The following is an 11078-nucleotide window of genomic DNA, read 5'->3' as shown; positions in this document are numbered from 1 at the left end:
CCCGCGCGTAGCTCGACGCGGTCTTTTCCGTGCCGGGAGCCGGCAAGGAGGTTGCCTGATGAGCGGACGGCTTGTCCATGTCGGCAGCGCGGTGGTCGACTATGTCTACCGCATCGACGCCTTGCCGGCTCCCGGCACGGAAAAGACCGCGTCGAGCTACGCGCGGGTCGCCGGCGGCGGCTTCAACATGATGGTCGCGGCGAGCCGCACCGGCATGAAGGTGGTGTTCGGCGGGCAGCTCGGCACAGGGCCTGACGGCGATTTCCTGCGCGCGGCATTTGCTGCCGAAGGCATCGAGACGCTGACACCGCCGTCACCACTGATGGACAGCGGCAATTGCGTCGCCATGATCAGCAGCGACGCCGAGCGTACCTTCGTCTCGTGGCCTGGCGCCGAAAGCGTGCTCACGCCGGACATGTTGACGCCTGTCCAAGTCGTTCCGGGCGATTGGATTTTCACCTCCGGCTACACGCTGAGCTATCCCGGCAGCCGCGATGCGCTCGCCGACTGGATCGAGGCGCTGCCTGCGGACATCCCATTCGTCTTTGACCCGACGCCGGTGATCGCGGAGATTCCGCGGCCGATCCTGGACAGGGTGTTGGCGCGCACCACTTGGCTGAGCTGCAACGCGGATGAGGCCGCCGAAATCGCCGGCGCCGGCGACGCGCAGACCGTCGCCGTCCGGTTGCTCGCGGCGCATTGCTCCAAGGCTCAAGGCGTCGTCATCCGGGCCGGCGCGCGTGGCTGCCTGGTGCGGCTGGCAGAAGGCGGCACGCGCGCGATCCCCGGCTTCGCGGTCAACGCCGTCGACACCAATGGTGCCGGCGACACGCATATCGGCGCGTTCGTCAGCGCATTGTCGCGCGGCCTGTCGGCTTGCGAAGCGGCCCGCTACGCGAACGCCGCCGCGGCCCTTTCCGTCACGCGTCATGGCGGCTCGTCAGCGCCGACGGACACAGAAATCCGGGAATTCCTCGCCCTTCACGATCAAGCGGTGACCGCGCATGGCGAGGAGCAAGAGGCCACAACTTAACAAGCCCGCAAAGCGGGCAAGCAATGAGAGGAAAACAAACATGCGCATGCCCAGACTGACTGCTTTTGTGACGGCGACCGCCGTCTTGGTTTCCGCGTTCACGCTGGCCGCCCAGGCCGCCGAAGAAGTGCATGTGCTGAACTGGAAGGGCTACGGCGCCGACGAGCCGTGGGCCGTCGCCAATTTCGAAAAGGCGACCGGCTTCAAGGTGGTCAACGACTTCTTCAATTCCGAGCAAGAGATGCTGACGAAGCTGAGGACCAATCCCGGCCTCTACGACGTCGTCATGATCAACGCCGCCTTCAACGACCAGGCGATGGCCGGCAAGCTGATCCAGCCGATCGACACATCGAAGCTCTCCAACTATGCCGACATCGCCAAGGACAAGGCAGGCTCGCCGATGCTGAACCACGACGGCAAGGTCTATGGCGTGCCGTGGGTCTGGGGCCTGACCGCGCTCGCGATCAACGACAAATCCTTCGACAAGCCGCCGACGAGCATCGCCGAGATGTGGGATCCGGCGCATAAGGGCCGCGTCGTCATCCGCGACGACGCCGTCGAAGCGGTGCAGTTCGGCGCCATTGCATCAGGGCAGAACATCAACGACATCAAGGACCTGGAGGCGGTCAAAGCGAAGCTCACCTCGCTGATGCCGCAGATCAAGACCTTCTGGAGCTCGGAGAACGACTGGAACCAGATGGTCGCCTCCAACCAGATCGACATCGGCACCTATTGGAGCGGCTCGGCCGATCGCGCCAAGACGCATTTCAAGCTGCCGGTCTCGCTGGTCATCCCGCAGGAAGGCGCAGTCGCCTGGCTCGACGCCTTCTCGATTCCGGCCGGCTCGAAGAATGTCGCCGGCGCCGAAGCCTTCATCAACTACATGATCGACCCCAAATTCTATGTCGAATGGGTCACCAAGGTCGGCGCGCCGGTCTCGGCCAACACCAAGGCGGTCGAGGCTCTCCCCGAGGACGCCTTCAACCGCAAGGTCATGGGCAGCCCGGAGGTCGCCAAGCGCATCCAGTTCCAGGCGCCGGTCACCGACGAACAGCGCGAGAAATACCTGGCGCTGTGGCAGGAGCTGAAGGTCAACGTGAAGTAGTTGGCGTCTTTCGGGGAGGAGAGGCATCATGGCTGAGCAGCTCGCGACCGGCTCGCGCCGCGGACTGAAGCCCGCTTTGCCGCTTCTCCTTCCCGCCTATCTGTGGCTGACGGTGGCGATCTTCCTGCCGCTGTCGGCCATGGCGTTCTTCTCCTTCATGACAGACCTGCCGCTGGCAGGGAAGGAATGGGCCTTCACGCTCGGCAACTACGCCGCCTTCTTCTCGCAAAGCCTTTATCTGACACTTCTTCTGGCTTCGCTGCGGCTCGGCCTCGAGGTCACGCTTTGGTGCGTCGTCATCGGATATCCGGCGGCTTACGTGCTGGCGAAGGTTCTTAAAGGCCGCAGCCGCGAGGCGATCTTCCTGCTGGTCATCCTGCCTTTCTGGTCGAACGGGCTCGTGCGCATTTTCTCCTGGGCCATGGTGCTGCGTGAGGGCGGCATTCTCGACAGCACGCTCGATGCCGTCTTGCCGTTCAAGATCAATATCGATCTCATGTATTCCTACCCGGCGGTCATCATCGGCCTGGTGCACTCCTACGTGCCCTATATGGTGCTGACCTGTTACCTCACGCTGCAGGCGATCGACGACTCGCTGATCGAGGCTGGCCGCTCGCTCGGGGCTTCGCGGCTGCAGGTGCTCAAGCGGGTGATCATCCCGCTGTCGATGCCCGGCCTCATCGCGGGTGCGGCGCTGATCTTCGTCCCGGTGGTGGGCTCTTTCATGGAGCCGCGCATCCTCGGCGGCCGCACCGGCACTTTCTACGGCACCGTCATAGAGGACCAGTTTGTTGCCGTCTTCAACTGGCCGCTGGGCGCGGCGCTCTCCTTCATCCTGCTTGCCGTAGTGCTGGTCATCCTGGCGCTCGCGGCACCGGTCTTGCGGAGGGCCGGCTGATGGCGACGACGCGCATTCTGGAATTGGTCGGGCGCTTTTACATCTTCCTGTTGCTCGGCTTCCTCTATCTGCCGATCATCATCATGGCGCTGATGTCGTTCAACGCCTCGCCTTTTTACCAGCTGCCGTTCGAGTGGACGACGGACTGGTATGCTTCGCTCGCGCAAAACGACCAGCTGATCGCGGCGACCTGGAACAGCATCGAGATCGCGATCATCACGACGATCCTTTCAACGCTGCTTGGTTCGATGGCGTCGCTAGCGCTCTATCGCTACGTATTCCGCGGCAAGAAATTCCTGCAGGCGCTGCTCTTCCCGCCGATCGCCATTCCGTGGCTGATCACCGGCACCGCGATGCTGATCTTCTTCTTCGGCATCGGCATCGGTCGCGGGCTCATCGCGATCCTGCTCGGCCATGTCGCGCTGGCGCTGCCCTACGTCATCGTGGTCGTGTCCGCCCGCCTGCAAACCTTCGCGCCGGAGCTGGAAGAAGCGGCGCGTTCGCTCGGCGCCAATCAGTGGCAGGTTACCGTGCGCGTAACTTTGCCCTGGATCATGCCTGGCGTGATCGCCGGCGGACTGTTCGCATTCGCTGTCTCGTTCGACCAGTTCGTGGTCTCGTACTTCCTGTCGACGCCAGGCCAGACGACGCTGCCGGTCGAAATCTACGCCGCGATCCGCAAGGGATTCACGCCCGAGATCAACGCGGTGTCGACCATCATCATCGTGGTGTCGATGGCGCTCATGCTGCTGACGGCGCGCTTCTTCAAATTCGGCGGAGATAAATAATGGCCGGCGTCCAGGTATCGAACGTCTCCCGCAGTTTCGGCGCGCACAAGGCGCTGGACCATGTCTCGATCGACTTTCCCGACGGTGGCTTCTATGCGCTGCTCGGGCCTTCGGGCAGCGGCAAGACCACGCTGCTCAGGCAGATCGCCGGCTTCGACTTTCCGGATACCGGACGCATCGCCATCGGCGGCGAAAGCGTCGAGCGCGTGCCGGTAGAAAAGCGCCGCATCGGCATGGTGTTCCAGAACTATGCGCTCTTTCCCAATATGAGCGTCGCCGACAATGTCGCTTTCGGCCTTTCGGTGCGCGGCGAGCCGAAGGCGACGATCGCTACGGAAGTGCAGCGGGCGCTGGATCTCGTCCAACTCGGCAAGCTCGGCGGCCGGCGGCCGCACCAGCTCTCGGGCGGCCAGCGGCAGCGTGTGGCGCTGGCGCGCGCCATCGTCACCAAGCCGCGCGTGCTTTTGCTCGACGAGCCGCTCGGCGCGCTTGACAAGGCGCTGCGCGTCGACATGCAGATCGAGCTGAAGCGCATCCAGCGCGAGATCGGCATCACCACCATCTTCGTCACCCACGACCAGGAAGAGGCGCTGACGATGAGCGACCGCATCGGCATATTGCGCGACGGCCGACTGGTGCAGGAGGGGCCGCCCGAGGAGATCTACGACAGGCCGCAAAGCGAGTTCGCCGCGACCTTCCTCGGCGACGCCAACATCTTTCGCGGCGATGCGACCGGCAACGGCATCAGGCTGCCCGACGGTACAGCAATCGCCGCTGCGTCGGGTGCGTCTCTCTCGGCCGGCGCCAAGGCGAGCTGCGCCGTGCGGCCCGAGCGCATCCAGATTTCAACCGGCTCTGCAACGTCCGAGGCGGGATATGCCAACACGGTCAGGGGCCAGGTTTCAAAACGCATCTTCGCCGGCAACAACAGCACCTATTTCGTCGACCGCGATGGACAGACGGTGAAGGTCATTGTCCAGAACACCGGCGCCGAGCGGCTGGCCGAAGGCCAAGAAGTGATGCTCAGCTGGTCGCCGGAGAGCACGGTGCTGATCGCCGCGTAAGCCGGATCCCCGGTCCCTGATGGGAAATGATGGCGCGGCCCTTGGCTGACCGCCTGATCCTGGCGTTAAATCCAGTCCTCGACGGGAGGAATGGATGGCGAGCATGGATTTCGAGCCGGACGTGAAAGTCCGGGTCAAGGAGTACCGGATCGGCTGCATCGGCGCCGGCATGATCATGGCCGAGTGCCATCTCGCCGCCTACGCGCAAGCCGGCTTTCCGGTGGTGGCGATCGCCTCACGAACCAGAACGAATGCCGAAAAGGTCGCCGGCCGCTGGGGCATTCCGACCGTCTGCGATACGCCGGAGCGGCTGATCGAAGACAGCCGCGTCGAGATCGTCGACCTTGCCTTCCCGCCGGACCAGCAGCCCGCGCTGATGCGCCATGCACTGAACCAGCCGCACATCAAGGCGATTCTGGCGCAGAAGCCGCTGGCGCTCTCGGTCGAGGAAGCGGTGGAGCTGCGCGATGAGGCGGCGGCTTCCGGCAAGATCCTCTCGGTCAACCAGAACATGCGCTACGACCAGTCGATGCGCGTCTTGAAGCAGATCATCGATAGCGGCGCGCTGGGCGAGATCGTCTTCGCCGAGATCGACATGCATGCCATCCCGCACTGGCAAACCTTCCTCGCCGGATATGACCGGCTGACGCTCGCCAATATGAGTGTGCACCACCTCGACGTGCTGCGCTTCCTGTTCGGCGACCCTGACGAGATCACGACGCTGACGCGCAGGGATCCGCGCACCAAGTTCGAACATTCCGACGGCATCACCGTTTCGACGCTGCGCTTTCCCTCCGGCGTGCTCGCGGTGTCGCTGGAGGACGTCTGGTCCGGCCCGCGTCAGGAAGGCTATTCCGACGACCAGCACATCGACTGGCGCGTCGATGGCACCAAGGGTGTCGCCAAGGGCACGATCGGTTGGCCGAAGGGCGTCGCCTCGACGCTGACCTACGCCTCGACAGAGACGACCGGCGGCAAATGGGTCAGCCCGAGCTGGGAGACGATGTGGTTTCCGCATGCCTTCATCGGCGTCATGGAGCAACTGCAATATGCGCTCAAGACCGGCACGCCGCCGGCGCTTTCCGTTGCCGACAACGTCAACACCATGGCGCTGGTGGAGGCCGGTTACCGGTCGATGGCGGAGGGCCGCACCATCAGGCTGTCCGAAATCCCTGTCGACCGGGCGACTAAGAAACAGGGCAATTGAATCACTTATCGGGAGGACTTCACTTCATGATGCAGGCAGGTATCTTCACAGGCTATTTTCCGTATGAGCTCGAGGAGGTCGCCAGGCGCATCCGGGCGCTCGATTTCAACACCGTGCAGCTCGACCTGCATTTCAAGGATATCGACCTCTCGGCCGGACAGATCACCAGGGACAAGGCGAGGCGGGTGCGCGATACGTTCCGCGACCACAACCTCCCGGTTTGCTGCGTGTCCGGCTACACAAACATCGTCCACCCGGACAGGGCCGAGCGCGAGCGGCGGCTTGCCTACCTGAAGGAGCTCATCCGGAACGCACGCGATTTCGGCTCGCCTTACGTGATCTCGGAAACCGGCACCTACAACACCGAATCCGACTGGGTGCATCATCCGAAGAACAAGACCGAGGAGGGTTTTGAGGAGTGCCGCAAGGTGATCTCGGATCTTGCCCAGACCGCCTACGACCACGGCGCGGTGTTCCTGCTTGAAACCTACGTCAACAACGTTGTCGGCTCGGTCGAGGAGACGGTCAGGATGTTCGCTCAGGTCGACCATCCCGGCCTTGACCTGTTGATGGACCCGACGAACTATTTCGAGGCGCACAACATCGACCGCATGGATCAGGTGCTGAACCAGGTGTTCGACACGCTGACGGACAAGATCGAAATCGCGCATGCCAAGGACGTGAAGCGTTCGGGCGGCGACAAGACGGAGAAGCATGCCGACATCGGCGACGCGGAGGCGCATGAGGGGCTGACCTTCCGCGGCGTCGGCGAGATCGAACTGCCGGCGCCGGGGCTCGGCGTGCTGAATTACGATCTCTATCTCAAGCGTCTCAGCGAAAAGCACCCGAACATCCCGGTAATCATCGAGCATCTCGACGAGGAGGACGTGCCGCGCGCCAAGAAATTCCTCGACGGGAAATTCCGCGCCAACGGGCTTTAATGACGATGACGACCACCGGTACGAAGCGCGACTACAGCCTTGTCGGCGAGAGCACGCGGCTTGCGATAGAGACCGGACTTGCATCGGCCGAGTGGTACCACACCGACGTGCCGCGCAAGGTGATGAAGGAGCTGATGCAGCGTTGCGACGGGCCGGCGATCCGCGATAGCGTCATCTGGATCTCGGCGATCCTGGGCTCAGCCGCCGGCATTATCTGGTTCTGGGGCACGTGGTGGGTCGTGCCATTCATGTTCGTCTATGGCGTGCTCTATGGCTCGTCGAGCGACTCGCGCTGGCACGAATGCGGGCACGGCACCGCGTTTCGCACGCGCTGGATGAACGATGTCGTTTATCACATCGCCTCGTTCATGCTGATGCGCAACCCGGTGCAGTGGCGCTGGAGCCATGCCCGTCACCACACCGACACGATCATTGTCGGCCGCGATGCCGAGATCGCCGTTATGCGGCCCCCGGACCTCATCAAGGCTGCGCTCGCCTTCACGGGCATTCTCGACTTCCGCTATTCGCTGCCCACGCTGGTGCGCCAGGCCTTCGGCAAGCTGTCGGACGACGAGAAGAGCTACGTCCCGGAGATGGAGCAGCATAAGGCGGTGATCGCGGCGCGCTGGCACATCGCGGTATACGTCGCGACGATCGCTGTGGCGATCGCGCTTAGGTCATGGATACCGCTGGTGCTGATCGGCTTGCCGCGGCTCTACGGCACCTGGCACATGGTGACGACCGGCCTGCTGCAGCATATCGGGCTGGCCGACAACGTCACCGACCATCGGCTCAACACGCGCTCGGTTTATATGAACCCGATCAGCCGGTTCATCTACTGGAACATGAACTACCATGTGGAGCATCACATGTTCCCGATGGTGCCCTATCATGCGCTGCCCAGGCTGCATGAGTTGATCAAGCACGATTTGCCGGAGCCGAGCCCGTCGATGTGGCATGCCTATCGCGAGGTCTGGCCGGTGCTGGTCAGGCAGCTGAAATACGAGGACTATTACCTCAAGCGCGAATTGCCGCCGACGGCCAAGCCTTACCGCGGCGATTCCACGATCTCGACATAACGGCTGCGGCTGCCGAATAAGGTCGGTGCGCGCGGCAGTTGTGCGAACCCAATCAGGAGAAGGACGATGGCGGAGTGGGTCGAAGCTTGCGCGGTCGACGAGGTGGATGAGGAGGACGTGATCCGCTTCGACCATGGCGGCCGCACCTTCGCGATCTACCGCTCGCCTGACGACGAGTTCTTCGCCACCGACGGTTTCTGCACGCATGAAAAGGCGCATTTGGCCGACGGGCTGGTGATGGACGACATCATCGAATGCCCGAAGCATAATGGCCGCTTCAACTATAAGACCGGCCAGGCCAAGGGCGCGCCGGTCTGCGTCAACCTCAAAACCTATCCGGTCAAGGTCGAGGCCGGGAAGGTGATGATCGATATCGGCTGAAGGCAAGCGGAGCGCATCGCGGCGTTCTCGGAAAATGTCGGCGACGTCAACAGCGGCGCCTATCCGGAAGACCGGCACATCGTGCATATGGATCCAGACGAGCTCAGGCGTTTCATGAAGAAAGTGGACGCAAGAGCCTGAACGGGCACTGCGATGGGTCTGCCTGGTTTGCCGCCAAGTGCAGCAGGTATTGGGCCGGCCTTGCGGCCCGAGCCGGTAAGCTTTCGTCGAGAGATCGGCGCCTATTTCCGTAGCTTGACCACGCCCATCAGGACCTCCGGATAGGTTGCGGCCATCATCCCCTGATCGGCCTGCGCGGCAAAAATGGCGGTGCACCGTTCGGCGTTGAATCGGAAACGGCGTCTGTATTTTTCCTTGTTGAAAATGATCCCGGAGAGTCCGTCGAATTTGCGGAGCAATCGCTTGCGCAGACCTCTCGTCCAGAGCGGACGCTTGAACCGATCGAGCCAGGGCGTATCTTTCGCCAGGTTGCGATAGATCGCCATCGCGGCGAGTTCCACTCCTTCAGGGCTTGGCCACCACGGCTTTCCGAAGGTGAAATGACGCGCGAAGGCTCTACTGAAGGGTATCTGGCTGGAATAGTTGGTCTGCAGATTCCAGAGCGGATGCATCGTTTGCCAGCGTCCGGCAAACGCTATGTTGAGCGCTCCCTGATCGAGCTTCGGTACCCGCCGCAGCGCCAGTTCGCGCGCCCGCTCCAAGAGCCCCTCGGCGCGGATCATTGGCATGTTCAGCACCAGTATGCCGGCGTTGAAATGCGATGAGCCGGGCTCCATCTCAAGAGACTCACGGCAGCTCGGATCGAAATAGGTCTGTTCGTCATGGGCCGCCAAGAGTGGGGCATTCAGTTCAACATCGGCCAAGTCGGTGATCGACCGGTTGAAGATAACATCGGTGTCCACATAGACGAGCCTGTCGTAGGGCTCGAATACCGCCAGCTTGTCGGCAAGCAGGCGAATGTAGGTTGCTACGCTGAGGTGACCGGGATCGAAATCGAATTCCTTCATGAGATCGGACACGTCGACGATCTTGACGGCAGCCCCGAGCAATCGGTCCGCGACCGGCAAATCCTCAGTTCCGGCGCCGATATGAAGGATGAAACCGTCGATAGGCGCAGATACGTCCAGTATGCGCCGCGCGCCCAGAACAGCGTATGGGAAATTTTTTGCGTCTGCCGCCAAGACGAAGCAGGAACGATGCAATTGAGCCACCCCTTATATGCCCTTGGCTCTTCATATCCGAACTCATCGTGCAACCCAAGAGGGTGCCGAGGGCGCCGTCCGGCGGGCCCATAAGCGGCGGAGCCCGGCCATCCGATTCGGGGCGAGCGGCCAGTTGGCCTGAGGGTTGGCTTGGGCAGGTGGTGATCTCGATCGTCCGCAACGATGCGGTGCCCTGATCTCGTTTAGTCGAGCAGTATTTGGTGCACCGCAGGGAGCCAATACCCGTCGGCGAGCACCGCATGGAGCGCATCGGCATGGGATCCGAGCGGCCGGTCTTCCTTAAGCGTCGGCACATGGGCGCGGACGGCCGCGTGGATCGCGCTGGTGGCCGGCGCAAGTGTCAGACCTTCGCGAAGATCGACGGCCTGTGCGGCGGCCATAAGCTCCAGGGCGATCAGCCGCCGCCACAGTACGATCATCTCGACGCATTTGGCGACGGCGAGGGGAGTCTGCGTCGCATGATCCTCAACACCTTCGGACACGGGCAGGAAGTCGAGCATCACCGGATTGGCCTTGTGGCGGATGGCGGCCAGGATCGCCGTCACCGTCTTCTGCAGCGGCACGAAGCCGGCGGACGCGCCGCCGATTGGCGACAGATATTTCGGCAAGCCGTGGCGGGTTGAGCCGGTGAGCTGGATGAAGCGCGCGGCCGACGCCGCCGCGCATTGCGCAATCGCCAGACCTAGCGTCTCGAAGGCGAGCGACAGCGAGGCGGTGTGGAAATTGCCGGTCGACAGCACGAGTGAGTCGTTGGCGAGCACCAGCGGGTTGTCGGCGGACGCGTTGAGCTCGATCTCGACCGTGAGCCGGGCATGGTCGATCGCCTGGATGAGCGCGCCGTGGATCGAGGGCATGCAGCGGATCGACAGCGGATCCTGAAGGGTGGTCGGCGCGGGCGTCGCGTCGCGGGTGAGCAGGTCGCGCAACGCCTTTGCCGCTAACTGCTGGCAGGCGGCTGGACGCGCCAGATGCAGGCGCGGGTCAAGGATGGTGCGGTTGGCCCCGAACGCTTCCATGGTGAGCGCGCCCGCCTGCTCCTGCTGTTCGAGTGCCGACAGCGCGTCGATGAGCGCCAGCGCGCCGGCGCCGGTGGAAACCGCGGATGCGTTGATCAGCGACAGACCATCCTTCGGTGCCAGGCTGACTGGCGCAAGCCGCGCCATCATCAGCGCCTTTGCCGAAGGCATGCGCCTGCCCTGATAGTCGGCATCGCCTTCGCCGATCAGCGTGTGGGCTATCGCGGTCATCAGCACCAGGTCGCCGGCGCCGATCGAGCCCAGCGACGGCATCACCGGATGGATGCCGGCGTTGAGCAGATCGACAAGCGCGGTGAGGACA

At 63.1% G+C, this 11078-nt stretch carries 10 protein-coding genes and 2 pseudogenes; 10 read left to right on the top strand and 2 right to left on the bottom strand.

The window, feature by feature from the left end; genetic code table 11:
• Positions 1-58: 58 nt before the first annotated feature.
• From EOA49_RS26605 to EOA49_RS34155, 10 genes and pseudogenes are all read left to right on the top strand, one after another.
• A complete protein-coding gene (locus EOA49_RS26605) occupies positions 59-1033 on the top strand; it encodes a PfkB family carbohydrate kinase (protein ID WP_127243442.1) in 975 nt (324 codons plus the stop codon).
• Between the two features lie 40 nt (positions 1034-1073).
• Positions 1074-2138 (top strand): ABC transporter substrate-binding protein, encoded by a 1065-nt coding sequence (locus tag EOA49_RS26600; protein WP_127241805.1) that lies wholly within the window; start codon positions 1074-1076, stop codon positions 2136-2138.
• 28 nt (positions 2139-2166) lie between these two features.
• Positions 2167-3036, top strand: a complete 870-nt coding sequence (locus tag EOA49_RS26595; protein WP_127241804.1) for an ABC transporter permease — start codon at positions 2167-2169, stop codon at positions 3034-3036.
• The gene (locus EOA49_RS26590; protein ID WP_127241803.1) at positions 3036-3824 is read left to right on the top strand and encodes an ABC transporter permease; all 789 of its coding nucleotides are present in this window, start codon (positions 3036-3038) and stop codon (positions 3822-3824) included. The genes EOA49_RS26595 and EOA49_RS26590 overlap by 1 nt, the downstream gene beginning before the upstream one ends.
• Entirely contained in the window at positions 3824-4888 is a 1065-nt protein-coding gene (locus EOA49_RS26585; protein WP_095824972.1) for an ABC transporter ATP-binding protein, read from the top strand. The genes EOA49_RS26590 and EOA49_RS26585 overlap by 1 nt, the downstream gene beginning before the upstream one ends.
• A 94-nt stretch (positions 4889-4982) precedes the next feature.
• Entirely contained in the window at positions 4983-6095 is a 1113-nt protein-coding gene (locus EOA49_RS26580) for a Gfo/Idh/MocA family oxidoreductase (protein WP_127241802.1), read from the top strand.
• A 26-nt stretch (positions 6096-6121) separates the two neighbouring features.
• On the top strand, positions 6122-7036 hold the full coding sequence (locus EOA49_RS26575; protein ID WP_127243441.1) for a sugar phosphate isomerase/epimerase: 915 nt from the start codon (positions 6122-6124) through the stop codon (positions 7034-7036).
• Between the two features lie 5 nt (positions 7037-7041).
• A pseudogene (locus EOA49_RS26570) lies at positions 7042-8135 on the top strand (fatty acid desaturase family protein).
• A gap of 46 nt (positions 8136-8181) precedes the next feature.
• Positions 8182-8496, top strand: a complete 315-nt coding sequence (locus EOA49_RS26565) for a MocE family 2Fe-2S type ferredoxin (protein WP_095824968.1) — start codon at positions 8182-8184, stop codon at positions 8494-8496.
• Positions 8497-8499: 3 nt separating this feature from the next.
• Positions 8500-8637, top strand: a pseudogene (locus tag EOA49_RS34155) (3-methyl-2-oxobutanoate hydroxymethyltransferase); the annotation flags it as partial.
• Positions 8638-8738: 101 nt separating this feature from the next.
• Here the strand turns inward: EOA49_RS34155 and EOA49_RS26555 are convergent.
• Positions 8739-9719: a glycosyltransferase gene (locus EOA49_RS26555; protein ID WP_127241839.1), complete on the bottom strand. Its 981-nt coding sequence runs from the start codon at positions 9717-9719 to the stop codon at positions 8739-8741.
• A 203-nt stretch (positions 9720-9922) separates the two neighbouring features.
• Positions 9923-11078 (bottom strand): aromatic amino acid lyase (locus EOA49_RS26550; protein WP_164749292.1); only part of this gene is annotated, 1156 nt, incomplete at its 5' end.

This window comes from Mesorhizobium sp. M1A.F.Ca.IN.020.04.1.1, assembly GCF_003997315.1.
In the GTDB taxonomy this organism is placed as follows: domain Bacteria; phylum Pseudomonadota; class Alphaproteobacteria; order Rhizobiales; family Rhizobiaceae; genus Mesorhizobium.
This window is presented reverse-complemented; position numbering and strand designations above follow the sequence as displayed.

Coding starts and splice junctions, on each gene's coding strand:
- EOA49_RS26605 (WP_127243442.1), top strand. CDS start 59: ATGAGCGGACGGCTTGTCCATGTCGGCAGCGCGGTGGTCGACTATGTC.
- EOA49_RS26600 (WP_127241805.1), top strand. CDS start 1,074: ATGCGCATGCCCAGACTGACTGCTTTTGTGACGGCGACCGCCGTCTTG.
- EOA49_RS26595 (WP_127241804.1), top strand. CDS start 2,167: ATGGCTGAGCAGCTCGCGACCGGCTCGCGCCGCGGACTGAAGCCCGCT.
- EOA49_RS26590 (WP_127241803.1), top strand. CDS start 3,036: ATGGCGACGACGCGCATTCTGGAATTGGTCGGGCGCTTTTACATCTTC.
- EOA49_RS26585 (WP_095824972.1), top strand. CDS start 3,824: ATGGCCGGCGTCCAGGTATCGAACGTCTCCCGCAGTTTCGGCGCGCAC.
- EOA49_RS26580 (WP_127241802.1), top strand. CDS start 4,983: ATGGCGAGCATGGATTTCGAGCCGGACGTGAAAGTCCGGGTCAAGGAG.
- EOA49_RS26575 (WP_127243441.1), top strand. CDS start 6,122: ATGATGCAGGCAGGTATCTTCACAGGCTATTTTCCGTATGAGCTCGAG.
- EOA49_RS26565 (WP_095824968.1), top strand. CDS start 8,182: ATGGCGGAGTGGGTCGAAGCTTGCGCGGTCGACGAGGTGGATGAGGAG.